Annotated in this window: 20 protein-coding genes; 13 read left to right on the forward strand and 7 right to left on the reverse strand. The window is 66.1% G+C overall.

Annotated elements, in window-relative coordinates; all coding sequences use genetic code 11:
* Positions 1 to 235: 235 nt before the first annotated feature.
* A complete protein-coding gene (locus tag BM118_RS04230) occupies positions 236 to 1,531 on the reverse strand; it encodes an N-acetylmuramoyl-L-alanine amidase (RefSeq protein WP_092182505.1) in 1,296 nt (431 codons plus the stop codon).
* Between the two features lie 610 nt (positions 1,532 to 2,141).
* Positions 2,142 to 3,089, reverse strand: coding sequence for a hypothetical protein (locus BM118_RS42535; protein WP_283806352.1), 948 nt, complete (start codon positions 3,087 to 3,089; stop codon positions 2,142 to 2,144).
* On the opposite strand from BM118_RS42535, the gene BM118_RS04235 reads away from it, so the two are divergent.
* A complete protein-coding gene (locus BM118_RS04235; protein WP_283806353.1) occupies positions 3,051 to 5,330 on the forward strand; it encodes an Rne/Rng family ribonuclease in 2,280 nt (759 codons plus the stop codon). The two genes, BM118_RS42535 and BM118_RS04235, sit on opposite strands and share 39 nt — an antisense overlap.
* A gap of 67 nt (positions 5,331 to 5,397) precedes the next feature.
* Here BM118_RS04235 and BM118_RS04240 read toward each other — a convergent pair whose 3' ends face one another.
* Positions 5,398 to 6,078, reverse strand: a complete 681-nt coding sequence (locus BM118_RS04240) for a helix-turn-helix domain-containing protein (protein WP_092182510.1) — start codon at positions 6,076 to 6,078, stop codon at positions 5,398 to 5,400.
* Positions 6,079 to 6,286: 208 nt separating this feature from the next.
* Here BM118_RS04240 and BM118_RS04245 point away from each other — a divergent pair, with 208 nt between their 5' ends.
* From BM118_RS04245 to BM118_RS04255, 3 genes are read left to right on the forward strand one after another with little or no spacing between them, the layout of a single operon-like run.
* The gene (locus tag BM118_RS04245) at positions 6,287 to 7,783 is read left to right on the forward strand and encodes an amidase (RefSeq protein WP_092182512.1); all 1,497 of its coding nucleotides are present in this window, start codon (positions 6,287 to 6,289) and stop codon (positions 7,781 to 7,783) included.
* A gap of 45 nt (positions 7,784 to 7,828) precedes the next feature.
* Positions 7,829 to 9,052: an MFS transporter gene (locus BM118_RS04250; protein WP_092182514.1), complete on the forward strand. Its 1,224-nt coding sequence runs from the start codon at positions 7,829 to 7,831 to the stop codon at positions 9,050 to 9,052.
* Between the two features lie 16 nt (positions 9,053 to 9,068).
* Positions 9,069 to 10,301, forward strand: coding sequence for an NAD(P)/FAD-dependent oxidoreductase (locus BM118_RS04255; protein ID WP_092182516.1), 1,233 nt, complete (start codon positions 9,069 to 9,071; stop codon positions 10,299 to 10,301).
* Here BM118_RS04255 and BM118_RS04260 read toward each other — a convergent pair.
* From BM118_RS04260 to BM118_RS04275, 4 genes are all read right to left on the reverse strand, one after another.
* Positions 10,298 to 12,367, reverse strand: coding sequence for a tetratricopeptide repeat protein (locus tag BM118_RS04260; protein WP_244550051.1), 2,070 nt, complete (start codon positions 12,365 to 12,367; stop codon positions 10,298 to 10,300). The two genes, BM118_RS04255 and BM118_RS04260, sit on opposite strands and share 4 nt — an antisense overlap.
* 293 nt (positions 12,368 to 12,660) lie before the next feature.
* Positions 12,661 to 13,995 carry a dicarboxylate/amino acid:cation symporter gene (locus BM118_RS04265; protein WP_092182520.1) on the reverse strand — a complete coding sequence of 445 codons (1,335 nt, stop codon included), beginning with the start codon at positions 13,993 to 13,995 and terminating at the stop codon, positions 12,661 to 12,663.
* Between the two features lie 84 nt (positions 13,996 to 14,079).
* The gene (locus BM118_RS04270; RefSeq protein WP_092182522.1) at positions 14,080 to 14,637 is read right to left on the reverse strand and encodes a biotin transporter BioY; all 558 of its coding nucleotides are present in this window, start codon (positions 14,635 to 14,637) and stop codon (positions 14,080 to 14,082) included.
* A gap of 91 nt (positions 14,638 to 14,728) precedes the next feature.
* Positions 14,729 to 15,916, reverse strand: a complete 1,188-nt coding sequence (locus tag BM118_RS04275) for a pyridoxal phosphate-dependent aminotransferase (protein ID WP_092182524.1) — start codon at positions 15,914 to 15,916, stop codon at positions 14,729 to 14,731.
* Positions 15,917 to 16,145: 229 nt separating this feature from the next.
* On the opposite strand from BM118_RS04275, the gene BM118_RS04280 reads away from it, so the two are divergent.
* The 9 genes from BM118_RS04280 (at position 16,146) to BM118_RS04320 (ending at position 25,279) form a co-directional block, all read left to right on the forward strand.
* A complete protein-coding gene (locus BM118_RS04280; protein ID WP_092182526.1) occupies positions 16,146 to 17,546 on the forward strand; it encodes a M48 family metalloprotease in 1,401 nt (466 codons plus the stop codon).
* A 94-nt stretch (positions 17,547 to 17,640) separates the two neighbouring features.
* Complete coding sequence (locus BM118_RS04285) at positions 17,641 to 18,408, forward strand: DsbA family protein (RefSeq protein ID WP_092182528.1); 768 nt, start codon at positions 17,641 to 17,643, stop codon at positions 18,406 to 18,408.
* Between the two features lie 209 nt (positions 18,409 to 18,617).
* On the forward strand, positions 18,618 to 19,466 hold the full coding sequence (locus BM118_RS04290; protein ID WP_092182530.1) for a DUF1236 domain-containing protein: 849 nt from the start codon (positions 18,618 to 18,620) through the stop codon (positions 19,464 to 19,466).
* Between the two features lie 228 nt (positions 19,467 to 19,694).
* Positions 19,695 to 20,162 carry a type II 3-dehydroquinate dehydratase gene (gene aroQ / locus BM118_RS04295; RefSeq protein WP_092182532.1) on the forward strand — a complete coding sequence of 156 codons (468 nt, stop codon included), beginning with the start codon at positions 19,695 to 19,697 and terminating at the stop codon, positions 20,160 to 20,162.
* Positions 20,163 to 20,199: 37 nt separating this feature from the next.
* Positions 20,200 to 20,688 carry an acetyl-CoA carboxylase biotin carboxyl carrier protein gene (accB, locus tag BM118_RS04300; protein ID WP_092182534.1) on the forward strand — a complete coding sequence of 163 codons (489 nt, stop codon included), beginning with the start codon at positions 20,200 to 20,202 and terminating at the stop codon, positions 20,686 to 20,688.
* 62 nt (positions 20,689 to 20,750) lie between these two features.
* Positions 20,751 to 22,109, forward strand: coding sequence for an acetyl-CoA carboxylase biotin carboxylase subunit (gene accC, locus BM118_RS04305; protein ID WP_092182536.1), 1,359 nt, complete (start codon positions 20,751 to 20,753; stop codon positions 22,107 to 22,109).
* Positions 22,110 to 22,212: 103 nt separating this feature from the next.
* A complete protein-coding gene (locus tag BM118_RS04310; protein WP_092182538.1) occupies positions 22,213 to 23,739 on the forward strand; it encodes a sensor histidine kinase in 1,527 nt (508 codons plus the stop codon).
* On the forward strand, positions 23,736 to 24,173 hold the full coding sequence (locus BM118_RS04315; protein ID WP_092182540.1) for a response regulator: 438 nt from the start codon (positions 23,736 to 23,738) through the stop codon (positions 24,171 to 24,173). Before BM118_RS04310 ends, BM118_RS04315 begins: the two co-directional genes overlap by 4 nt.
* Positions 24,170 to 25,279, forward strand: coding sequence for a sensor histidine kinase (locus BM118_RS04320; RefSeq protein ID WP_092182542.1), 1,110 nt, complete (start codon positions 24,170 to 24,172; stop codon positions 25,277 to 25,279). Before BM118_RS04315 ends, BM118_RS04320 begins: the two co-directional genes overlap by 4 nt.
* Positions 25,280 to 25,284 lie beyond the last annotated feature (5 nt).

Here is a 25,284-nt window from a genome sequence, read left to right on the forward strand (position 1 = left end):
TGGATCAGCCCGAAGATCAGCCCAAGGCGCCCACCAAAACAGGCGCCAAACTCACGTCGCGAATTCACCGGCCTACTCAATTACGTCAGTGCCGGACCTAAGACGCTCGCCGAACGGGATTCTCGCCGATTCCGGAACCCCCTGCGGCGTTTTTATAAATCGCCCGCTGTGGCCAAACTAGGGCTTTTGCGGCGGGACGGAAAAACCCTTTCTCAATTCGACGATCCCCCGGTCGTCAATTCGACGATCCGGCGGTCGCCAGCCGTTTGGCCAGGAACCCGTCGATGGCTTGCGCCATCGAGCCCACGGCGCGGGACCGCCAGCCCTCGGAGACAAGATGCCCGAGATCGCCCTTATTTGAGACATAACCGATCTCGACCAGCACCGACGGCACGTCCGGCGCCTTCAGCACCCGGAAGCCGGCCGATTTCAGCGGATGCTTGTGCATCCGCACGGTCGACTTCATTTCGCCCATCAGCACATGCGCAAAACGGTTTGAAAATGTGCGGGTTTCCCGCTGCGTCAAATCGATCAGGATGTCGGCGACATCGGTCGGCTCCTCCGCGAGGTTGAAGCCGGCGATCGCGTCCGCGCGGTTTTCCGCATCAGCCAGACGTTGGGCCTCGGCGTCCGAGGCCTTGTCGGACAGCGTATAGATGGTGGCGCCCTGGGCATCCCCCTCGGCGCGCGGCAGCGCGTCGGCATGAATCGAGACGAACAGCGCGGCCTTGAGGTTGCGGGCGACTTTGACCCGGTCGTTGAGCGGGATGAACGTGTCGTCGTTCCGCGTCATCACAACACGGTATTTGCCGGCCTTTTCCAGCCGGTCGCGCAGCGCCAGACCGAAGGCCAGCACCAGGTTCTTCTCGCTCTCGCCGCTCGACTGCGTGCCGTTGTCGATGCCGCCATGGCCGGGGTCGATCACGATGACCGGCCGGCCATCGGCCTTCTGCTGCGCCGTTTCCGGGGCCGCCGTCGCGGGCACCGTGGCGGGCGGCGCATCGGCGATCGCGGGCCGCAGCTCGGGGCGGTTCTCAGGGGCGAGCGATTGCACGAAGGCGGCGCGGTCGACCTCCTCCAGCTCGAGCACGAGCCTGGCCGGCTGGCCGTTGGCTGCCTCCAGCACGTAGGAATTGGCGATCTTGGCCGGCCCCGTCAGGTCGAACACGATTCGCGAGCCGCCGGGCATGACGAGCCCATAGCGGAAGGCCTTGACCAGCCCCCGCCCCCCGGACCCGGTCCCCGCAGGCAGCTGAAAATTGACTTGGGGCACGTCGACCACCACCCGGTACGGGTCGGCGAGCGTGACGGCGCGGAAGCTGACGGTCTGGTCGATGTCGAGGATGAAGCGGGTCTGCTTGCCATCGCCAGCCAGCCGGGCGGCCGAGGCGATTGGATAATTCGCTGCCGCAACAGTGGGTTGCGGCTGGCTTTCCGCAGCGCTCAGGCGCGAGGAATCAGCACATGGCAATGCTGCGGCGCACAGGAGCACGCATCCCAGCAAGACCCTTTGATTTGCGCGGCTCGCCACCGATTCCGTGCCTCCGAGCAGCTTTTTAACGCAATAGAACCACAGGGTTAATCGATCCTTAATGACAGGCACGCGAAACTCGCTGACTGTGACCGCCGTGCGACGCTCCCTTGCACGGATGTCCCATTCCTCGTATGTACGGAATGCTGACGGCCGATATTTCCGGTTGTGTCGCATTCAGCCTCCCGGTGCAGCGCCGGAACTCTCAAGGTTTGGGAATTCCAGCGTTTTCCGTTCTCCTCTAAGACCAGCGCGGTGCGCGGCAGCGAGGTTGGGCGGGCCAAGCCCCGGCGGCGGACGGTTCCCGGGTACCACGTTTCCGGGACGGTTCGGACAGCGACATAACCCATTACCCGGTCCCTTGATCCCAAGGGAGCGGTTCGTGATCCCCAAGGCGAGCGCGCTCGCGCCATGCCTGGCCAGCAGCAACTGATTGAGGGGCGGCCCCGCCGCCCAATGTTTCATACGGGCCGACGCTTGATGCGCCAGACTGTGCCGACGAATTCTGAAGGATCATTCGCGACGCTGCGGAGTGATAATCCCGCGCGCCGCCGTGGTCCTGAAGCTTCCGGTCCGGCAAGGCGCGAGAGACGGCGTTTCGGCCTTCCCCTCACCCCCGAATCAGGTGGACCGTCGCGTCACCCGGCGGCGCGATACGCGCCCACGGTGTATCGCGCCCGCCGCCGCCAAGAGTTAAGACATGCCCAACAAGATGTTGATCGATGCCACCCACCCGGAGGAGACCCGGGTTGTCGTGGTCCGCGGCAATCGCGTCGAAGAGTTTGATTTCGAGACTGCGCAACGCAAGCAACTGCGCGGGAATATCTACCTCGCCAAGGTCACAAGGGTCGAACCCTCGCTCCAGGCCGCCTTCGTCGAATATGGCGGCAATCGCCACGGCTTCCTCGCCTTCAGCGAAATCCATCCCGACTACTACCAGATCCCGGTTGCCGACCGGCAGGCGCTGATCGAGGCCGAGGAACAGGCCCATCGCGAGGCCGAGGAAGAGAGCGAGAACCGCTCGCACGGCCGCCGTCGCTCGCGTCACCGCAATGCCCGCCGCCGCGGTCATGGCGAACGCGTCCGCAGCGACATCGTCGAAGGTCTCGACGCCGGCGCCGACCCCGCGGCCCAGCCGGTCGATGGCGAGCCGAGCGCCGCCAACGCCGAAGGCGCTCCGCATGAGGGCGAGCATCTGCACGCCGACGCGGAGCATCACGGCGAGCACGATGCCCATGATCACAACGAACATGATCACCACGATCATGATCACCATGAACACGGGCACGACGACCATCATCACGATCACGCTCACGATCATGACGACCATGGTCATGACGGCGGGCACGATCATCACGACCATGATCATGGCGACGAGACGCCCGCGCCTGTCGCGGCCGTTGGCGCCGAACCGGTGGTCGCGGCCGAGGCCGCTGCCGAACCGCAGGAAGCGACCTCCGAAGCGCACGCAGAAGCTCTGGCCGAAGCCGTCACCGCCGCCGCCGAACCGGCTGATGCCGTGTACGCTGCCGGCGAGAGCACGGAAGCTCAGCATCACGAAGGCGACGCGACGGGCGAGGACGACGACGAGGAGGATGACGACGGCGAGGAAGCCGAAGAGGAAGTCGTCGAATCCGTTGGCGGCGACGACGTGATGGAGGAAGTGCCGGAGCGCACCTTCCGTCCGCGCCGCCAGTACAAGATCCAGGAAGTCATCAAGCGCCGCCAGGTCATGCTGGTGCAGGTCGTCAAGGAAGAGCGCGGCAACAAGGGCGCAGCGCTGACGACCTATCTCTCGCTCGCCGGCCGCTACGCCGTCTTGATGCCGAACACCGCGCGCGGCGGCGGCATCAGCCGCAAGATCACCAGCGCCCAGGACCGCTCGCGTCTGAAGGAAGTGGTGCAGGATCTCGACGTGCCCGAGGGCATGGGCATCATCCTGCGCACCGCCGGCGCCGCCCGCACCAAGCCCGAGATCAAGCGCGACTTCGAATATTTGATCCGGATGTGGGAGACGGTGCGCGACCTGACGCTGAAGTCGCAGGCCCCGACCCTCGTCTATGAGGAAGGCTCGCTGATCAAGCGCTCGCTGCGCGACCTCTACAACAAGGAGATCGACGAGATCTCGGTTGCCGGCGAATCCGGCTACCGCGAAGCACGCGACTTCATGAAGATGCTGATGCCCGCCAATGTCAGTGCGGTGAAGCAGTATCGCGACGGCCAGCCGCTGTTCTCGCGGATGGGCGTCGAAAGCCAGCTGGATGCGATGTTCTCGCCGACCGTGCAGCTGCGCTCCGGCGGCTACATCGTGATCAACCAGACCGAGGCGCTGGTCTCGATCGACGTCAACTCCGGCCGCTCGACGCGCGAGCACCATATCGAGGACACCGCGCTCAAGACCAATCTGGAAGCGGCCGAAGAGGTCGCCCGCCAGCTCCGCCTGCGCGACCTCGCCGGCCTGATCGTCATCGACTTCATCGACATGGACGAGAAGCGCAACAACCGTGCGGTCGAGCGCAAGCTGTCCGACTGCCTGAGGCAGGACCGCGCGCGCATCCAGGTCGGACGCATCTCGCATTTCGGCCTGCTCGAGATGTCGCGCCAGCGCATCCGTGCCAGCGTGCTGGAATCCTCGACCGATCCCTGCCCGCATTGCGGCGGCACCGGCCATGTCCGCTCGGTGTCCTCGGTTGCGCTCCAGCTTCTGCGCGGCCTCGAAGAGATCCTGATGAAGGGCGCGACCCACAATCTCGTGGTCCGCACCCGCACCGACGTCGCGCTCTACGTGCTGAACCACAAGCGCGGCCATCTGCGCGACCTCGAAAACGGCTTCAAGGTCACCCTGGCGGTCATCGCCGACCCGAGCGTCAGCGGACCGCAGGCCTACCTCATCGATCGCGGCGAGCAGGTGCATACGCTCGAAGCCGCCAAGGCACTGCTCGCGGCGCAAGCCGCGGCAAGCCCGCCCCCGGCGGTTGAAGAGGCCTATGACGACGAGGAGTTCGATCCGGAGCTGGAATCCGAGATCGAGTCCGAGGAGACCGAAGGTCTCACTGAAGAGCAGGCTGCCGGCGAGGCGGCCCCCGAGCAGGACGGTCAGCGCCGCAAGCGCCGCCGTCGCCGGCGCGGCCGCGGTGGCCAGCGCGACGGCGAGCTCCGCGAGGATAGCGCCCCCACTCTTCCCGACGCGGCCGTGGCTGCCGGCGAAGGCGATGAGGACGCCGAGTCCGAGCAGGACGGCGAGGAAGGCGAGGAACAGGCAGCCCGTGGCGAGCAGCAGGGCGGCGGTGAGCGCCGGCGCCGGCGTGGTCGCCGCGGCGGACGCCGTCGGCGTGGCGGTGGCGAGGAAGGTCTTGCCGGCTCCATCGGCGACGAACTCGGCACCCAGTCACCATCGGAAGCCGTCGAAGCGGTAGCCGATTTCGACGGCTTTGGCGGCGAGGCTGCGCCCTCGATCGCGCAGGCCGAGCACACCGCCGAGCCGCAAGTCACCCAGCCTGAGCCGCGTACCGACGTGCAGGCTGAGGCGCCAGCCCAGCCTGAGCCAGCTCCTGCCGTCGTAACGGCAGAAGAAGAGCCCGCTGACGACAAGGCCGCGCGGCGTCGCTCCACGGTCCGGGAAAAGGTGAGCTTCCTGTCGAGCAGCCCGAGCGAGCCCGCAGCACCGGTTGCGCAGGCAACCGAACCGGTCGCGCCGCCCGCGCCGGCACCTGCGCCCGCACCGGAACCGGCAAGCGAGACGCCGGCCGCCCCGCGCCGCGCCGGCTGGTGGTCCCGCCGTTTCGGCGGCGGCGAGTAAAGTCGGACACGGAATAGAAAACGCCCGGCCAAGCCGGGCGTTTTTCGTTTCACCGCTCGCCGAACCGCTACGGCAGCAGATCGTCATCACCGAGCGGCGCCACATCGCGCGAGGCGATCTGGCGGAGCTGGTCGTAGAGATCGGGCGCCTCGCTGGTGCACAGGCAGACCCCTTTTGCGGAAGCTGCCTCGCCGGCGTTGAGGTAGGCGTGGCCCATGGTGCTGTCGAGATAGATGCCGTCGCCCTCACCGAGGATTTCAGGCGCGTAGAACTCGGTGTGGACGGCGACGCGTCCGCTCGTCACCAGAAAATATTCCTCGCCGCCATGGCGCAGCAGCGGGCCGAACTCCTCCAGCGAGCGCGCACGAACCTCGGCCACGATCGGCACCATGCGTTTGCCGATCAGATCGGTGCACTGATAGGTGTAGGTGTAGAACTTGGTGGTGATCACCTGACCCTGCCCGGCCCGGCTGATGCTCCGTCGCGCGGTGACCGGCCGGCCCTGCACAGGCGCCGCGACCGCCGGATGGAACAGCTCGGCGATCTCCATTTTCAGGCCCGAAGTGAGCTGGAGCAGCTTGTCGTAGGTCAGCGACATCAGGCCGTTCTCGACCTTCGACAGGGTCGAGAGCGCCATGCCGGTCCGCTCCGCCACCTGCTTGAGCGTCAGGCCGCGGGCCTGGCGGGCCGCCTTGAGGCATTGGCCGAGCTGGGAATTGGCACCTTCGGGCATCGTTATCTCGCTCATGCAGCAACCCTATCACGGCGATGAAAAAATTGTTGGCCCATCCGTCTAATCTTTTCGGCCAAGACGCACCTTGGGAAACCCATTTGGCGGCCGGCTGGGCAAAAGAACCAGCATTTGTGCATGAAATGCCCCGGTTTGACGATTATTGGTGCGCCTCCCCTACTTTCCGATATGCTAAATCGTTTTCATAATCTGAAAGGGGTTAGCATTGTCCGGACTTTGCGATTCCAGCGCCGTTGAGCTGCGCCGCCTGCTGGCCGCGCGGGCGATCTCGCCCGTCGAGCTGCTGGACGCCTGCCTGTCGCGCATCGCCACCATCAATCCCGCCGTGAATGCCGTCGTCACATTGGACGTGTCAGGCGCACGCCAGGCGGCAAAGGCAGCCGAAGCCGCCATCCTGCGCGGCGAGGATCGCGGCGCGCTGCACGGCCTTCCGGTCCTGATCAAGGACACCCAGGACACCGCCGGCCTGCGCTCCACCTATGGCAGCCCCCTGTTGCGCGACAATGTTCCGGTTGCCGACCAGGGCTCGGTCGCGCGGCTGCGCGCAGCCGGCGCGATCATCTTCGGCAAGACCAACACGCCGGAATGGGCGGCCGGCGGCAACACCCGCAATCCCGTGTTCGGCGCGACCGGCAATCCCTTCGATCCCACGCGCTCGGCGGCCGGCTCCTCCGGTGGCTCGGCGGTGGCGCTCGCCTGTGGCATGGCCCCGCTCGCCTCGGGCTCGGACACCGGCGGCTCCTTGCGCAATCCGGCCGGCTTCTCCGGCATCGTCGGCATGCGTCCGTCCTACGGTCTCGTGGCCAGCGAGAAGCGCGCCTTCGGCTGGTCGAACCTGTCGACCGACGGACCGATGGCGCGCAATGTCGCCGACACCGCGCTGATGCTGTCGGTGATGGCGAGCGACGATGTCCGCGATCCCTTGGCCTATACGCTGCCCGGCGAGCCTGTGCGCGGTCGTGCCGAACGCTGGGCCGCACCGCGTCCCGCCGACCTCGGCAAGCTGCGCCTCGCCTTCACGGAGGACTTTGGCTTCGCCCCGACCGAGCAGGCCATCCGCCGCGTGTTCCGCGATCGCGTGAACAAGCTCGCGCCGCTGTTCGCCGACTGCCGCGAGGCCACACCCGACTGCTCCGGCGCCGACGACGCATTCGCGGTTCTGCGCGCCGGCCTGTTCCTGGCGATGCACGGCAAGAATTACAAAGAGCGCCCCGAAATGCTCGGCCCGAATGTCCGCGCCAATGTCGAGGAAGGCCTGCGCTACACGCTCGAGGACCATGGGCGCGCCGCAACGACGCAGACGCGGATCTATCGCGCCTATCAGACCTTCTTTGAAACTTGCGACGTGCTGATCAGCCCGACCATTACGCTGAGCCCGCGCCCCTGGTCAGAACTCTATCCCGCCGAAATCGACGGCGTGCCGACCAAATCCTATTTCCACTGGCTCGCGCTCGCCTATGCCGTCACGCTTCCCGGCCACCCCGCGATCAGCATTCCGCTCGGCCTTGACGAAGCCGGCCTGCCGTTCGGCCTTCAGATCGTCGGCCCGCGCGGCGGCGACGCGATCGTGCTCTCGGTCGCCGCGAGCATCGAGACCGCGTTCGCAAGCGATGCGCAATTGCGCCGGCCGGTACCCGACCTGGCACGGCTCGCCGCAGCACCGCCACTGTCGGCCGCGCCCGGTTTCCTCACCTGGGAATGAGCCGACACCAACCCTGGCTGCACCGCCCGCGCAACGGAGATCAGCATGATGGAACTGCCGAGGAAAACCAGCGTCATTGCCTTCGTCCTGCTCTACATCGCCTACTGCATCTCCTACATCGACCGCGCGGCGATCTCGCTGGCGCTGGCGCAGATCGGCAAGGACTTCAATCTCCAGGCCGCCGATCTCGGCATCGTCATCAGCGCATTCTTCCTCGGCTACGCCGCGATGCAGGTGCCGGGCGGATGGCTCTCCGACCGCTTCGGCTCGAAATATGTGGTGATCGTCACCATCGTGATGTGGTCGCTGTTCACGGCGTTCACGAGCATCGCCTGGTCGCTGACCTCGCTGATCGCGATCCGCTTCATCTTCGGCATCGCCGAGGGCGGCTTTCCGCCGGCGAGCATCCGCGCCATCTCCGAAGTGTTCAAGAAGGATAGCCGGCCGAAGATGTCGGCGCTGCTGCTGTCCTCGAACTATGCCGGCAGCATGGTCGCGCCGCTGATCATGGCGCCGCTGATCCTCTGGCTCGGCTGGCGCCATGCCTTCAACGCCATCGGCATCGCGGGCATCGTCTTTGCGGTGGCCTATTTCGTCTTCGTCCCCTATCTGGGACGCCCGGGCAAGGCCGATGCAGGCGCGCCAGCAAAGCCCGAAAGCCGCGCGCCGATGCGCGAGCTGATGAAGAATCCGCTGCTGTGGCAGTTGATGGTGGTGTGGTTTGGCCTCAGCTGCGTCAACAAGGGCCTGGATTCCTGGATGCCGCTCTATCTGCTCCAGCACCGCGGCCTCGACCTCAAGACCGTCGGCGTGGTGGCGCCGATCCCGTTCGTGATGGCGACGATCGCGACCGCGATCGGCGGCTGGGTGATGACGACGTTCTTCTCCGAGCGCGAAAAATATCTGCTGATCGGCAGCTCCGCATTGACCGGCATCTTCCTCTACGCCATGTACAAGGCGGAGACGATCACGATGCTGATCGTGTTCCAGTCGCTGGTCTACTTCTTCAAATCCTTCGTGCTGGCCTCGGTGATTGCGCTTCCGACCAAACTGCTCCGCGACGACCAGATCGGATCCGGCGTCGGCATGGTCAATCTCGGCGGTCAGAGCGCGGGCTTCGTCGCCCCCGTCGCCATCGGCTTCATCGTGACCGGAACCGGATCGTTCGATGCCGCCTTCGGTTTCCTGGTGGCGATGACGGCGTTGTCCGTCGTGGTCGCGGCAACCATCAGCACGGCGCAGCCGAGGCTCGCACCACAACCGGCCTGACAGGAGCATTCTGCCAATGCAAAGCGCAATCGTTCTCGGCGGCGGCATGATCGGCGTGAGCGCGGCGCTGCACCTCCAGCAGCGCGGCTGGTCCGTCACGCTCGTCGACCGCAGGGAGCCGGGCCGCGAGACCAGCTACGGCAATGCCGGGATGATCCAGGCGGAAGCCGTCCGCCCCTATCCGATGCCGCGCGACCTCGCCTCGCTCCTGAAGATCGCGACCGGCCGCACCAACGACGTGCGCTACAGCCTGTCGTCGCTGCATCTCCATATCGAGCCCCTGCTCCGCTACTGGTGGCATTCGGCGCCGAAGCGGCATCGTGAGGCGATCGACGCCTGGGCCCGGCTGATCGCCTATGCGACGGCGGAGCACGACATCCTCATTCGCGAGGCCCATGCCGACAATCTCATCCGCCGCGCCGGCTACCGGGCGCTGTATCGCGACGCCGCTTCACTGGATCTCTCGATCAAGGCCGCCGAGGAAGACCAGCACGAGTTCGGCGTGAACTTTCGTGTGCTCTCGGGCAGCGAGCTGGCCAAGGCCGAGCCGGTCCTGCGCGACGATCTCCCGGGCGCGATCCATTGGCTCGACACCTGGACCGTGTCCGATCCCGGCGCACTGGTGACGGCCTATGCCGAGCTGTTCGAGCGCCTCGGCGGCAGGATCGTGCTGGGTGATGCGCAGTCGCTGAGGCAGACCGCGAGCGGCTGGTCGGTCGACACTGATCAGGGGCGCATCGATGCCGCCCATGCCGTCGTGACACTCGGGCCATGGTCGCCCGATCTGTTGTACAAATTCGGCTATCGCATTCCCCTGGTCCGCAAGCGCGGCTATCACATGCATTACAGCGGCGGCGCTTCGCTCGACCTGCCGCTGATCGACAAGGCCGGCGGCTACGCCATGGGGCCGATGGCGAAGGGCATCCGCATCACCACGGGTGCGGAGCTGACGAGCCCGGACGCGCTTGCGACGCCGGTGCAGCTCGCCAGTGCCGAAGCATCCGCCCGGGAGCTGATCGATCTCGGCAAACGCGTCGAGCCCGACCCGTGGTTCGGCACCCGTCCTTGCACGCCCGACATGCTGCCGGTGCTCGGTCCCGCCCCGCGCCACCCGGGCCTCTGGATGAATTTCGGCCACGGCCACCAGGGCTTTACGCTGGGCCCCGCGACCGGGCGCCTGCTCGCCGAGATGATGAGCGGCGAGACGCCGGCGATCGATCCGACGCCGTACCGGCCGGAGCGGTTCTAGCCTTCACCGCTTGCCGCAAGGATCGCGAGCGCGGCCGACAGGCGCAGCAGCGGGTCATCCCATTCGCGCGGGACACGTTGCCGGAACAGCCGCATGGTCGGATACCACGGACTGTCCTCGCGATCGCGCAGCCAGCGCCAGTCCAGCGCGTAAGGCGTCAGCATCCACACCGGGCGGCCGAGCGCGCCGGCAAGATGCGCAACCGACGTGTCGACGGCGATGACGAGATCGAGGGCTGCGACCGCCGCTGCGGTGTCGGCGAAATCGCCGAGCGCCGGCGCAAGATCGACGATGCTGCTGCCGAGTGCCGCCAGCACCTCGCCATCCCCGGGCCGCGGCTCCTTTTGCAGGCTGTAGAGCTGCACGCCCGGCATCACGAGGCGCGGCAGCACGGCTTCGGCCGACAGCGAGCGCTGTCGGTCGCCCTTGTGCCTGGTGTTTCCGGCCCAGACCACGCCGACCTTCAGGGCCGTCACATCCGCGAGCGCCGCACGCCAGCGTAACAGTTTTGCGGGATCTGGATGCAGATAGGGGATGTCGGCCGGAATGGTGTCGAGCGTGGTGCCGAAGATCCGCGGCAGGCTCATCAACGGCAGTTGCAGATCGAACGGCGGCAGCACTTCGCCGCGCGGGATCACGGTCACGTCGGGCAATTGCCGCAGCAGCGAGGCGAGCGCGGGCTGAACCTGGAGAATGATCCTTGCGCCTCGCGCAACCACCATCGGCAGATAGCGCACGAAATGCAGGGCATCGCCGAGCCCGTATTCGGCGAACAGCAGCAATGTGCGGCCATCAAGCGGCTCGCCCTGCCATTCCGGCTCGGTGAACGAGGGATCGCCGTCCGACAGCGTCTTGCATCTGCGCCGCCAGCGATAGGCCTCGAAGCCATCAGCGAAGTCGCCGTTCATCAGCAGGAAATGCGCATGATTGTACTGCGCGAGCGGCTGCTCCGGATCGAGCGCGATCGCGCGATGCGAGACCGCGAGCGCCTCGTCGATCGCGCCGGCATTGCGCAACGCGACCGCGAGATTGGCGTGGCCCTTGGCATAGGCGGGATCGGCCACGACGGCGCAGCGATGCGCCGCGACCGCGTCGGCAGCCCGCTCCTGCTTCTCGAAGATGATGCCGAGATTGGTCCAGGCCGGGGCGTGATCCGGCTTGAGCAGCAGCGCGTGCTCGCAGGCAGAAATCGCCTCGTCCAGCGTGCCGAGCTCGGAGAGGCAGGCACCGAGATTGCTTGCGATCACGTGATCGGACGCATCGCGCGCAAAGGACCGCCGGTAGATCTCGGCAGCGTCGCGCAAATGGCCGGCCTCGTGCAGCACGAGACCGAGCAGGCGCAGCGCCGGACCATTGCCCGGCGCGCGCGCGATCGCCCGGTGGTAGGCGACGATGGCGTCCTCGAGCAACCCCTGCCGATAGAGCGCGGCGCCGAGATTGCAGAGCAGCCCGGGATCGTCAGGGTCTTCGTCGAGCGCGCGGCGATAGGCGGCTTCCGCCTCGTCGAGCCTTGCCTGGTCCACGAGGAGATTGCCGAGATTGATCCAGACACCCCGATAGGTTGGCTCCCTTGCAATGACGGCGCGATAAGCCTCTTCGGCCTCGGCGAGCCGCCCCTGCTCCGCGAGCGCGATGGCAAGGTTGAAGCAGGCCCGTGTCAGATGCGCATCGAGCGCCAGTGCGCGGCGATAGGCGGCCTCGGCCTCGTCGAACCGGGCGAGCTCGCCGAGCGCGACGCCGAGCTTGTTGTGCAGCCCCGCATCGTCCGGCCGCCGCACCAGGGCGCGCCGGAACGCCGCCACCGCCCCCTCCTGCTCGCCCTTCACCGCCAGCGCGTCGCCGAGCGTGACGAGCGCCGGCGCGTGCTCGGGATCGACGCTGAAGATGCGGCCGAGCAGCGCGGCGCCCTCGCTCGCGCGGTCGGTGACGAACGCAGCGACGGCGGCCAGATGCAGCGCCGGCACATGATCCGGGTCGGCCTTCAGAACCTCAGCGCACAGAGCATCCGCCTGCTCCGGCCGTCCCGCCGCAAAGTGCTCCGCCGCCTGCAACACAATCGGATTCACAGCCGCATTGCCCACGATACCACCCACCCCTTCGAGGTCCGAGATGCGGGTTAAACGCGCGAGGTCGCAAATTCCGTCAGTCGGCGCGCTCGGCGAGCAGCGTCCTGATGCGGTCGGCGGCCTCCGGCGGCAGGTTCACGCAATTTGCGGGCGCCGACGTTCCGACATCGAGCGCGAAGGCGTGCGCCTTGCCCGGCTGGGCGCCGAAAGAAAAAGGGCTGATCGAGGATCTCGACCAGCCCTGTTACTTCAAGACCCGGCGGCGCATCGCGCCGCCGCAGGCAATTGGCAGATCAGTCCGTCGTGATCGCGGTTTCCATGTCCGTCGGGTCGATCCGCTTGGCGAGGTTGGCGTTGAGCTTGTCACGGTCGAGCTCACCCTCCCACCAGGCGACGATCACGCAGGCCACGCCGTTGCCGCACAGATTGGTCAGCGCGCGGCATTCGCTCATGAACTTGTCGATGCCGAGCACGATCGCCATGCCCGGCACGAGGCGCGGGTCGACCACGGCGAGCGTCGCCGCGAGCGTGATGAAGCCCGCGCCGGTGATGCCGGAGGCGCCCTTCGAGGTCAGCATGGCCACGATCAGGATCGTGGCCTGCTGGCTGAAGGAGAGATCGTAGCCGAGCGCTTGTGCGATGAAGAGCGTCGCCAGCGTCATGTAGATGTTGGTGCCGTCGAGGTTGAACGAGTACCCGGTAGGCACCACGAGGCCGACAACCGACTTCGAGCAGCCGAGCCGCTCCAGCTTCTCCATCAGGGACGGCAGCGCGCTTTCCGAGGACGAGGTGCCGAGCACGATCAGGAGCTCGTCCTTGATGTAGGCCAGGAACTTGAAGATCGAGAACCCGGCCATGCGCGCGATGATGCCGAGCACGACGAACACGAACAGCGCGGCCGTGACGTAGAACGTGGCGATCAGCCCGATCAAATTGAGGATCGCCCCGGTGCCGAACTTGCCGATGGTGTAGGCCATCGCACCGAACGCGCCGATCGGTGCCGCGCGCATCACGATGGAGATGACGCCGAACACCGCATGCGCGGCATCGTCGATGAACGAGCGGATCGTGTGGCCGCGCTCACCGAGGCTCATGATCGCGAAGCCGAACAGCACCGAGAACAGCAGCACCTGGAGGATCTCGCCCTGGGCGAAGGCGCCGACCACGGTGTCCGGAATGATGTGCAGCACGAAGTCGACGGACCTCTGACCAGCGGCCTGCTTGGCGTAATTCGCAACGGCCGCCTCGTTTGCCGCCGCATTGCCGAAGCCTGCGCCCGGCTTCACCAAATTGCCGATGATGAGTCCGATCACCAGGGCGAAGGTCGAGACGACCTCGAAATAGACCAGCGCCTTGACGCCGATGCGACCGACCTTCTTGGCGTCCTGGATGTGGGCGATGCCCGAGACGACGGTACAGAAGATGATCGGGGCGATCACCATCTTGATCAGCTTGATGAAGCCGTCGCCGAGCGCCTTGATCCAGTCGTTGGTGGCAACCGTCGGCCAGAGCCAGCCGACGATGGCGCCGAGCACGATGGCGATCAGCACCTGGACGTAGAGAACCTTGTACCACGGCTTGGCTGCGGCCGGCGCGACCGGCGCCCCCGCCATCGTTGTCGTTGTCATTGTTTCACTCCCCCTCAAAACGCCGGGCCAGCCAAGATCAACTTGGCCGGCCCTGTCAATTGGAACTGCTCGGAATGGTGCGCTTTACCCGCGGCGATCGACGATCCGGCGTGCCGCCGGCATCAGCGTCGCGCCCAGCGCATTCTTGACCAGCGAGGCCGCGATGAACGGCGCAAGGCCGACCTGCCAGGCCTTGGACGCGCCAAGGCCGAGGCCGAAGGCCAGCCAGCCGAACCCGGCGGCCAGAATGACGACGTGCCCGACGGCCATCGCGGCAAACAGCAGCACCACGCTGCGATCCCAGCCGCGCTCGGCGAGCCAGCCGGTCACGAAGGCCGCAGCGATGAAACCGAACAGATAGCCCGCGGTCGGGCCGACCAGCGGTGCAATTCCACCCACGGGACCTGCGAATACCGGCAGGCCGAGCGCGCCCTCGGCGAGGTAGGCGATCATGGTTGCGCTGCCAAGGCGCCAGCCATAGGCGGCGCCGATCATCAGCACCACCAGCGTCTGCAACGTCATGGGCACGTAAGGCAGCGGCAGGTTCACCTTGGCCGACAGCGCCAGCAGCGCTGTGCCGAGCGCGATCAGCGCGAAGGCGCGGAAGCCGCCCACGGTTTCACCCGGCCGGGTCGGCCACATCAATGCGGCGAGAGGAGAATGCGGTGCAGCAGCGGACGGGACGGATCGGTCAGACAAGATGAACTCCGGAGGTGGGGGCGAAAACTTGCGGCTATTTAAGCCAGTGAGCGATCCGGTCAACTGCCTCCCGCATCTCCTCCGCCGAACGCGCATAAGAGAACCGGATGAACGAGCGGCCATGGATCGGATCGAAATCGAGGCCGGGCGTTGCCGCAACATGGGCCTGTTCCAGCATCTGCTTGGCGAACTCGAAACTGTCGGACGTGAAGTCCGAGACATCGGCATAGAGGTAGAAGGCGCCGTCGGCCGGCAGGAACCTGGTGAGGCCGGCCTTGGGCAATCCCTCGATCAGGATGCGCCGGTTTTCCTGATAGCCGTGCTTGATCTCCTCCATCTCGGCCGCGCCGTCGAAGGCGGCCTCGGCCGCGATCTGCGACAGCGACGGCACCGAGATCGACAGGTTCTGCTGCAGCCGCTCGATCGGGCGCACCAGAATCTCCGGCACGACCATCCAGCCGACGCGCCAGCCCGTCATGCAAAAATACTTCGAGAACGAGTTGATCACGAGGGCGTGGTCCGACAATGCCGCCGCCGTCACCGCCGGAAACGCATAGTCGAGCCCGTGATAGATCTCGTCCGAGATGAAGCGGATTTTGGCATCCTCCGCCGCCGCGATCAGGCCGGAGAGCGCCTCGCGGGACATCATCGTTCCCGTCGGATTGGCGGGGCTGCCGACCAGCACACCCTTCAGCGGCGCCTTGCGATGGGCGGCAAGCAGCGCCTCGCCGGTGAGCGCGTGGCGAGTCTCGTTGGTGGTCTCGATCAGCACCGGCTCGCAGCCGAGCGCGGTGAGGATATGACGGTACGGCGGATAGCCCGGCACCGTCACGGCGACGCGATCGCCAGGCTCGAACATCGACAGGAAGGCGAGGATGAAGCCGCCCGAGGAGCCCGTCGTCACCACGATCCGCTCGGCGCTGACGTCACAGCCATAGCCGTCGCGATAGTGCCGCGCGATCCGCTCGCGCAAGGAGGGGATGCCGAGCGCGGAGGTATAATCGATCCGTCCTGCCTCGAGCGCCGCGTGCGCGGCCGCAATCGCGGTCTTCGGCGCGCCAGCGGCGGGCTGGCCGACCTCCATATGGATGACATGGCCCCCGGCGGCCTCGATTCGGGCCGCCGCGGCCATCACGTCCATGACCATGAACGGGGGAACGTCGCTACGGCGGGAGGGCTCGAGCCACTGTCCCAACCGGTTCCTCAATGTCGCATCGTGCATCGATTTCTGCTATTCGCTGGCGGACCGGTCCGTCCGGTCCGGGGAACGGGGCGCTTGCGCCCCAGACTGGCCGCATTGTACGGCTCATAAGGGGCAAGGCTCATAGGCCATATCGCGTATCCGGTCCGCCGCCAATCGCCAAAACCAATCACGAAACTGCTTGCCAAGATCACTTGCCAAGGCCACTTGCCGAGACCACTTGCCAAGCCCGTTTGACCAAGACCGCTTGATGTTGCTCCAGATCGCATTGCGCAAAAAGACCTCCGCCCTCACCGCCATCGTCACGGCCGCGGCGATCGCCTTGCTGCCGTTCCCGGCGGCGCAGGCGCAGCAGAAGGGCCCGCCGGTCTTGCGCGACACCGAGACCGAGCAGCTTCTGCGCGAATATACGCGCCCGATCCTGCGCGTCGCCGGTCTGGAAAAGCAGAACATCCAGATGGTGATCATCAACGACGGCTCGTTCAACGCGTTCGTCGCGGACGGCCGCCGCATCTTCGTCAATTACGGCGCGATCCTCCAGTCGGAGACGCCGAACCAGATCATCGGCGTGCTCGCGCACGAGACCGGGCATCTGGCGGGCGGCCATCTGTCCAAGCTGCGCGAGCAGCTCGCCACCGCCCAGACCCAGATGATCATCGCGATGCTGCTCGGCGCCGGCGCGATCGCCGCTGGCAGCACCCAGCGCAGCAGCACCGGCAACAACGGCCTCGCCAATGCGGGGGCGGCCGCCCTCGCCGGTCCGCAGGAGATGATCCGCCGCACGCTGCTGTCCTACCAGCGCCAGCAGGAGGAAAATGCCGACCGTGCCGGCGTGAAATTCCTGACCGCGACGGGGCAGTCGCCGAAGGGCATGTACGAGACCTTCAAGCGCTTCACCAGCGAGAGCCTGTTCGCCGCGCGCGGCGCCGACCCCTATCTGCAGTCGCACCCGATGCCGGCCGAGCGCGTCGCCGCGCTGCAGGAGTTCGCAAGCTCCAGCCCCTATTGGGACAAGAAGGACGATCCCGCGCTCCAGCTCCGCCACGACATGGTGCGCGCCAAGATCTCCGCCTTCATGGAGCGGCCGGAGACGGTGTACCGCCGCTATCCCCAGACCAACGACAGCCTGCCGGCGCGCTACGCCCGCGCCATCAGCACCTATCTGCACGGCGATCTGCGCAGCGCGCTCGCCCAGATCGACGCGCTGATCCAGGTCCAGCCGAACAACCCGTACTTCTACGAGGTGCGCGGCCAGGCCTTGCTGGAGAGCGGCAAGCCCGCCGAAGCGATCGCTCCCCTGCGCAAGGCTGTCGCGCTTTCGAACAACGCGCCCCTCATCGAGATGTTACTTGGGCAGGCTCTGGTTGGAACCGATAATAAGGCCTACACCGACGACGCCGTTCGGATTCTCCGCGCCGCGGTGGCACGGGAGCCCGAAGCACCAATCGGCTTTACCCAGCTCGCGATGGCCTATGGCCGGAAGGGAGATTATGCCGAGGCGGATCTCGCGTCGGCGCAGGCCGCTTACTTGCGCGGCGACAACAAGACCGCCCGCGAGCTCGCCACGCGCGCGAAAACCCGTTTCGCCATCGGCACGCCCGGATGGGTCAAGGCCGACGACATCGTGGCGGCCAAGCCGCCGCGCAACTAGCTAGAACGACGCCAGACACCACGACGTCACGACACCGAGCTTTAAGTCCGCCGGGACGTTTTCCGAAACCTGCTTTGGATAAGAGGATTTGCCTATGCCTTCGCTGCGTCTGCTTGCTCCCGCGCTGTTTGCGCTCGCCATGTTCGGCGCAACCGCGCCCGCGTCGGCCGACAGCTTCTCCGATGCCCAGCGCACCGACATCGAGGCGATCATCAAGAACTACCTCGTCACCCATCCCGAGGTGCTCGAGGAGGCGATGACCGAGCTCAGCAAGCGCCAGGCCGCGGCCGAAACGCAGAAGCACGAGGCCAGCATCGCGCAGAACGCGGACGCGATCTTCAACTCGTCGCGCCAGGTCGTGCTCGGCAACAAGGAGGGCGACGTCACCTTCGTCGAGTTCTTCGACTACAATTGCGGCTATTGCAAACGCGCGATGACCGACATGCTCGACCTCATGAAGAGCGATCCGAAGCTGAAGGTCGTGCTGAAGGAGTTTCCGGTGCTGAGCCAGGGCTCCGTCGAGGCCGCCCAGGTCGCCGTCGCCGTGCGCATGCAGGATCCCACCGGCAAGAAATATCTCGACTTCCACCAGAAGCTGCTCGGCGGCCGCGGCGCGGCCGACAAGGCGCGCGCGCTGCAAGCGGCCAAGGAGGCCGGTCTCGACACCGCGAAAATCGAGAAGGATCTCGCCAGCCCCGAGGTGCGCGCCACCATCGAGGAAAACTTCAAGCTCGCCGAGGCGATGGGCATGAACGGCACGCCGAGCTACGTGATCGGCAAGCAGATCGTGATCGGCGCCATCGGCCTCGAAGGCCTCAAGGAGAAGATCGGCGTTGCCCGCTGCGGCAAGGCGACCTGCTGATCACGCGCTTCACAACTCGCGCATGCAACGAGGCCGGCTGAAAAGCCGGCCTTTTTTGCTGGGTCAAACCTTGGCGCGATCCGGCACGATCATTCATCTGGCGTTCAACAAACAAATGCCGCGGAACCGCTGATGTTCCGGAACAACCGATATCTCCTTTCGTTGTTGGCGCGGGCAATGACGCAAATAAACACGTGAGGAGAAATTCGATGTTGAACCGCTTCATGATCTCGGTTGCCGCGCTAGCACTCGTCGCCGGCACCGGACTGGCGAACGCACAAGGCACCATGAACCGCGAGAGCGGCGGCGCCGGCGCGCAGCCCGCACAGCAAACACAGCCGTCGGGCGGTGCGGCCGAGCGCGGCGCCACGGGCAAGGACTCCATGACGAAGGAAAAGGGCACCGTCGGTCAGGCTGGCGGCGCCAGCACCGCGAAGCCGGGTGCGGCCGCCGAGGAGAAATCTCCAGGCGCGATGAAGGACGAGCGCTCGGGCGGCGCGATGCACAAGAACGCCGCCGAGGACAAGGCCGGCGCGACCAAGGGCCAGCGCACCGACGAACGCGCGCAGGGTCAGATGGACAAGTCGCAGCAGGACAAGTCCAAGAGCATGAGCCAGGATACGACCAAGTCCGGCGCCAAGGACCACAAGGACATGAAGGCTGAGGACAACAAGGCCGGCACGTCCACCAAGAGCAACGCCGAGAACCGTCCGGGCTCGGGCACCTCGACCGACATGAAGGCCGAGGGCAAGAGCTCGACCTCGTCCTCAACGACGACGGTCGGCCAGGCCGGCGCCGCCGCCAAGCTCTCCACCGAGCAGCGGACCCAGATCACGTCGGTGATCCGCGAGGAGCGCGTGGCCCCCGTGACCAACGTGAACTTCTCGATCTCCGTCGGCAGCCGCGTGCCGCGCGAGGGCATCGAGCTGCACGCCCTGCCGTCCCGCGTCGTGACGATCTATCCGGAGTGGCGCAGCTACCGCTACGTGCTGGTCCGCGAGCAGATCGTGATCATCGATCCGAACACCTATGAGATCGTCGCGGTCCTCGACGTCTAAGGCCGGATGACGGCAACCTCAGGGGGCGGGCAGCGATGCCCGCCCCTTTGCGTTCCGCCGGCAGCCATGCTTTGGACTGGTTAACAAGCAATTTCCGTAGCTTCCGCACAGGTTTTTGCACCCCGGATGAGGTGCCTGAAGGCCCCTGGGAGGTCCTTCAAGGCTTCCCCTAGGGCGCTTTGTTACCTATAACCCCCGCCACGCCGAAACACCGATTACGGGATTGGAATGGCCGAACCTGCAACCGACACGATCCTCGTTCTCAACGGGCCGAACCTCAACATGCTGGGGACGCGCGAGCCCGAAAAGTACGGCCATGCCACACTGGCCGACGTCGAGGCGCTGTGCCGGGAGACGGCGGCGGCGTTCGGTCTCAAGGCCGACTGCCGGCAGTCCAACCGCGAGGGCGAGTTGATCGACTTCATCCACGAAGCGCATGCGCGCAAGATGAAGGGCATCATCATCAATGCCGGCGGCTATTCGCACACCTCGATCGCGCTGCACGATGCGCTGCTCGCGGTGCAGATCCCGACGGTCGAAGTGCACGTGACCAATATCCACGCCCGCGAGAGCTTCCGTCACCACTCCTACACCGCGCGCGCGGCCTTCGCCTCGCTCTGCGGTTTCGGCATCGAGGGCTACCGCCTCGCCATCCAGGGCCTTGCCGTCAAGCTCGGCCTCAAGCCCAAAGCCTGACGCTCCCTCATCACACAGAACATTCGGATCAAAGAACATGGCGCGCCAGCCAGACGACAAAGCAGCCGCAAAGTTTTCCAGCGAGGATTCCGCGCTCGTCCGCGAGCTCGCCCTGCTGCTCGATGAGACCAGCCTCACCGAGATCGAGATCGAACGTGCGGGCCTGCGCCTGCGCGTCGCCCGCAACATCAGCGTCGCCGCGACCATGCCGATGCCGGTCGCTGCCGCTCCCGTCGGCCTGCCGGTGGCCACCGCTGCGACCGTTGCCGCCGCGGCCGATTTGTCGAAGCATCCCGGCGCCGTCACCTCGCCGATGGTCGGCACCGCCTACTGGGCGCCGGAGCCCGGCGCCAAGCCGTTCATCGAGGTCGGCAGCAAGGTCTCGGTCGGCCAGACGCTGCTGATCATCGAAGCCATGAAGACCATGAACCAGATCCCCTCGTTGCGCGCCGGCACGGTGACGCAGATCCTGGTCGAGGACGGCCAGCCGGTCGAGTTCGGTGAGCCGCTGGTGATCATTGAGTAACGGCATGGGGCGGCCAGCCGCCCTCGCCGCTTTCCGCGCGCCACTCGTCCCTTAAGGACACCATGTTCGACAAGATCCTCATAGCCAATCGCGGCGAGATCGCCCTTCGCATCCTCAGGGCCTGCAAGGAGCTCGGGATCGCGACCGTCGCCGTGCACTCCACCGCCGACGCAGACGCCATGCATGTGCGCCTGTCGGATGAGAGCGTGTGCATCGGACCGCCGCCGTCCAAGGACAGCTATCTCAACGTGCCCGCGCTGCTCGCGGCCTGCGAGATCACCGGGGCGGACGCCGTGCATCCCGGCTACGGCTTCCTGTCCGAGAACGCGCGCTTCGCGGAAATCCTCTCCGAGCACAATCTGCATTTCATCGGCCCCAAGGCCGAGCACATCCGCCTGATGGGCGACAAGATCGAGGCCAAGAAGACCGCCAGGAAGCTCGGCATCCCCGTGGTGCCCGGCTCCGACGGCGCGGTCGGCCCCGACGACGATGCGCTGGCGATCGCCAGGAAGATCGGCTTTCCGGTGCTGGTGAAGGCGGCGGCGGGCGGCGGTGGCCGCGGCATGAAGGTCGCGCACAGCGAGGCCGACCTCCTGATGGCGCTGTCGACGGCGGCGAACGAAGCCAAATCCGCCTTTGGCGATGCGTCCGTCTATCTCGAAAAATATCTCCAGAAGCCGCGCCATATCGAGATCCAGATTCTCGGCGACGGCCGCGGCGGCGCGATCCATCTCGGAGAACGCGACTGCTCGCTGCAACGCCGCCACCAGAAGGTCTGGGAGGAAGGCCCCTCGCCCGTCCTCTCCGCCGCCGCGCGCGCCAAGATCGGCGAGACCTGTGCGAAAGCGATGCGCGAGATGAAATATCTCGGCGTCGGCACCATCGAGTTCCTGTTCGAGGACGGCGAGTTCTACTTCATCGAGATGAACACCCGCATCCAGGTCGAGCATCCCGTCACCGAGAGCATCACCGACATCGACCTCGTGCTGGAGCAGATCCGCATCGCCGCCGGCGGCGAGCTGCCGGCGAAGCAGGAGGAAGTCCAGGTCATCGGCCACGCGATCGAATGCCGGATCAACGCCGAAAATCCGGAGACCTTCCGCCCCTCGCCCGGCCGGATCCTGCAATACCATCCGCCCGGGGGCCTCGGCGTCCGGATCGATTCCGCCGTCTATCAGGGCTACACGATCCCGCCCTATTACGACTCCCTCGTCGGCAAGCTGATCGTGCACGGCAAGACGCGCGCCGAATGCCTGATGCGGCTGCGCCGGGCGCTGGACGAGATGGTGGTCGAAGGCATCGAGACCACGCTGCCGCTGTTCCGCGCGCTGGTGCGCGAGGACGACATCATCAACGGCGACTACCACATCCACTGGCTGGAACAGTACTTGGCCGGCAAGGCGGAACCCGCCGCGAAATAGCCTCCAGCCCCGTGGAACCCTTTCGCCCCAATTGCGTTTTGGACGGTTGGGCAGTTCCAAGGGGGCGTCTTGAACTCCACCGGCGTAACAGGGCGAGACCGTCGTGACGGCTGAGGCGCAGCGGCGGCGCGCATTTTGGCAGATCCTGCTGATCGCGGCGGGGCTCCTGGTGCTGACCGTGATCAGCGCCGGCTCGGTCTATCTCGTCAACAAGGCGCGGGAAGACAGCAAATGGGTCGTCCACACCATCGAGGTGGAGAACCAGATCAACGCCCTGCTGCTCGAAGTCCGACGCGCCGAGAGCAGCGCCCGCGGCTTTCTCCTGACGCAGGGCCCGGATTTCCAGTCGGATCACGAGAAGGCCGTCGCAGCGATTATTCCGGCGCTCGCCAAGCTCACCCGCCAGATCGGCGACGATCCGGCGCAACGCGACAGCATCGAGAAGCTGCGCGCGGCGATCGAGACCCGGCTCGACCAGTTCGCGCGCGAGATGGATTTCGTGAAGCAGGGTCAACCCGACAGGGCCGCGGCGCTCATCCGCGAGGCCGCCGCCGGCAACACCACGACCACGATCAGCAACCTGGCCAACGCGATGATCCGCGAAGAGGAGCGGCTGTTCCGGATCCGCACCGCCAACTCCGACCGGAGCCAGACGCTGGCCGCCTCGATGACCGGCATCGGCTCCGGCCTCGTCGTGCTGCTGGCACTGGTCTCGACCTGGCTGGTGCGGCGCTCGGCCCGCGCCCGTGACGAGGCCGAGGCGCGCCTGCGCGACGCCAACGTCAACCTGGAGACCGTGGTCGACGAGCGCACGGCGGACCTGCGCGAGGCCAATGACGAGATTCAGCGCTTTGCCTATATCGTCAGCCACGATCTGCGTTCCCCGCTCGTCAACATCATGGGCTTCACCAGCGAGCTTGAAGAACTCGGCGGCGACATCTTCCGCCGCGTCAGCAGCCTCGCCCACGTCCCCGCCGACGGACCACCGCTGGCATCTGGCTCTTCCGGCGAGATCGCGCTCGAAGGCCCCGACAAGCAGCTCTCAGCGGACTTTTCCGAGGCGCTCGGCTTCATCAAATCGTCGATCGCCAAGATGGACCGGCTGATCTCGGCGATCCTCAACCTCACCCGCGAGGGCCGGCGCGAATTTCGGCCGGAGAAGATCGACATCCGCGAGTTCGTCGAGGCCATCGTGTCGACGCTGGCGCATCAGGCCGTGGAAGCGCAGGCCGAGATCCACGTCGGGTCCCTGCCCAATATCGTCAGCGACCGCCTCGCCCTGGAGCAGATCTTCTCCAATCTGATCGACAACGCGATCAAATATCTCAAGAGCGGGGTGCCCGGAGAGATCAGAATTCGCGGGCGCACCAAGCTCGGCTACGCTATCTTCGAGATCAGCGACAACGGTCGCGGCATCGATCCGAAGGATCACCAGCGGATATTCGACCTGTTCCGGCGCGCGGGAACCCAGGACAAGCCGGGACAGGGCATAGGTCTTGCACATGTGCGTGCACTTGTGCGCCGTCTTGGCGGCACCATGTCGGTATCGTCGGAACTGAACGCGGGGAGCACGTTCACGATCACGCTGCCCGTCGCCTGGAACGCCAGCAACCGGAACGCAGACCAATGACGCAGCCTGTCACCATCATCATGATCGAGGACGACGAGGGGCACGCCCGGCTGATCGAGCGCAACATCCGCCGTTCCGGCGTCAACAACGAGATCATCTCGTTCGACAACGGCACCGATGCGATGAGACACCTGTTCGGCGCCGACGGCAGCGGGCTTTCCCAGAAGGGAAATGCCCTCCTGATCCTGCTCGACCTCAACCTGCCTGATATGAGCGGGATCGACATCCTGAAGCAGATCAAGGAAAACAATCATCTCAAGGCCTCGCCGGTGGTCGTGCTGACGACCACCGACGACTCCCAGGAGATCAAGCGCTGCTACGAGCTCGGCTGCAACGTCTACATCACCAAACCCGTCAACTACGAGAATTTCGCCAACGCCATCCGGCAGCTCGGGCTGTTCTTCTCGGTCATCCAGGTCCCGCCCGCCACATGAACCAGAGAACACCGACACTGCTGTATATCGACGACGACGACGCGCTCGCGCGCCTGGTCGACCGCGGCCTGACGCGGCGCGGCTACAGGGTCGTTCATGCCGCCAGCGGCGAGGAAGGCCTCGAGCACATCCGCCGCGCCCAGGACAGCATCGACGGCGGCATCGACGTCGTTGCGCTCGACCAGTACATGCCGGGTCTCGACGGCCTCGATACGCTCGAGCAGATCATGGCGATCCCGGGCGCCCCTCCCGTGGTGTTCGTCACCGCGTCGCAGGATTCCAGCATCGCGGTCACCGCACTGAAGGCGGGCGCGGCCGATTATCTCGTCAAGGACGTCAAGGGCGACTTCATCCCCCTGCTTCATGTCGCGGCCGAGGGCGCGCTGCGGCAGGCCGAATTGCAGAAGGCGCGCGAGGAAGCCGAAGCCGAGATCCATGCCTCGCGCGACCGCTATGCGGCGCTCGCCGCCGAGCGCGAGCTGCTGCTGCGCGAGGTCAATCACCGCGTCGGCAATTCGCTCCAGATCATCGCCTCGCTGCTGCATCTTCAGGCGAGCTCCGCCGGACAGGAAGAGGTCAAGGCCGCGCTGACCAACGCGATGGGCCGCGTCGCCGCGGTCGCGCAGGTGCACCGCCGCCTCTACACCTCGCAGGACCTCAAGAGCGTCGTCCTGAGCCAGTACCTGGACTCGCTGCTCGAGGACCTGCGCCGCTCGGCCGAAGGCAACCGGATGTCGCGCCTGACGCTGAAGGCGGAGCCGATCGAGATCGATCCGGACCGTGCGGTCGCCGTTGGCATCATCGTCAACGAGCTGGTGATGAACGCGGTGAAATACGCCTATCCCGACGGAGCCGGCCCGATCCATGTCGAGCTGACCCTGCAGGGCGAGAATGTCCTGCTGGCGATCGCCGATGACGGCGTCGGCGACAACGTCAAGGCCGATCCACGCTCCACCGGCATGGGCCAGCGCATCGTCGCGGCGATGGCCACCAAGCTCGACGCCTCGGTCGAGCGCGACCCCGCCCATTCCGGAACCCGCATCCTGCTCAGGTTCCGCCGCGTACCCGCGGCGCCCGGCAAGACCAATACCGCCGCCGCGAGCTGACCGGC

Source organism: Bradyrhizobium sp. cf659, assembly GCF_900113725.1.
Classification (GTDB): domain Bacteria; phylum Pseudomonadota; class Alphaproteobacteria; order Rhizobiales; family Xanthobacteraceae; genus Bradyrhizobium.

Coding starts and splice junctions, on each gene's coding strand:
- BM118_RS04240 (WP_092182510.1), bottom strand. CDS start 6,078: ATGAGCGAGATAACGATGCCCGAAGGTGCCAATTCCCAGCTCGGCCAA.
- BM118_RS04250 (WP_092182514.1), top strand. CDS start 7,829: ATGATGGAACTGCCGAGGAAAACCAGCGTCATTGCCTTCGTCCTGCTC.
- BM118_RS04255 (WP_092182516.1), top strand. CDS start 9,069: ATGCAAAGCGCAATCGTTCTCGGCGGCGGCATGATCGGCGTGAGCGCG.
- BM118_RS04265 (WP_092182520.1), bottom strand. CDS start 13,995: ATGACAACGACAACGATGGCGGGGGCGCCGGTCGCGCCGGCCGCAGCC.
- BM118_RS04270 (WP_092182522.1), bottom strand. CDS start 14,637: ATGTGGCCGACCCGGCCGGGTGAAACCGTGGGCGGCTTCCGCGCCTTC.
- BM118_RS04275 (WP_092182524.1), bottom strand. CDS start 15,916: ATGCACGATGCGACATTGAGGAACCGGTTGGGACAGTGGCTCGAGCCC.
- BM118_RS04280 (WP_092182526.1), top strand. CDS start 16,146: ATGTTGCTCCAGATCGCATTGCGCAAAAAGACCTCCGCCCTCACCGCC.
- BM118_RS04285 (WP_092182528.1), top strand. CDS start 17,641: ATGCCTTCGCTGCGTCTGCTTGCTCCCGCGCTGTTTGCGCTCGCCATG.
- BM118_RS04290 (WP_092182530.1), top strand. CDS start 18,618: ATGTTGAACCGCTTCATGATCTCGGTTGCCGCGCTAGCACTCGTCGCC.
- aroQ (WP_092182532.1), top strand. CDS start 19,695: ATGGCCGAACCTGCAACCGACACGATCCTCGTTCTCAACGGGCCGAAC.
- accB (WP_092182534.1), top strand. CDS start 20,200: ATGGCGCGCCAGCCAGACGACAAAGCAGCCGCAAAGTTTTCCAGCGAG.
- accC (WP_092182536.1), top strand. CDS start 20,751: ATGTTCGACAAGATCCTCATAGCCAATCGCGGCGAGATCGCCCTTCGC.
- BM118_RS04315 (WP_092182540.1), top strand. CDS start 23,736: ATGACGCAGCCTGTCACCATCATCATGATCGAGGACGACGAGGGGCAC.
- BM118_RS04320 (WP_092182542.1), top strand. CDS start 24,170: ATGAACCAGAGAACACCGACACTGCTGTATATCGACGACGACGACGCG.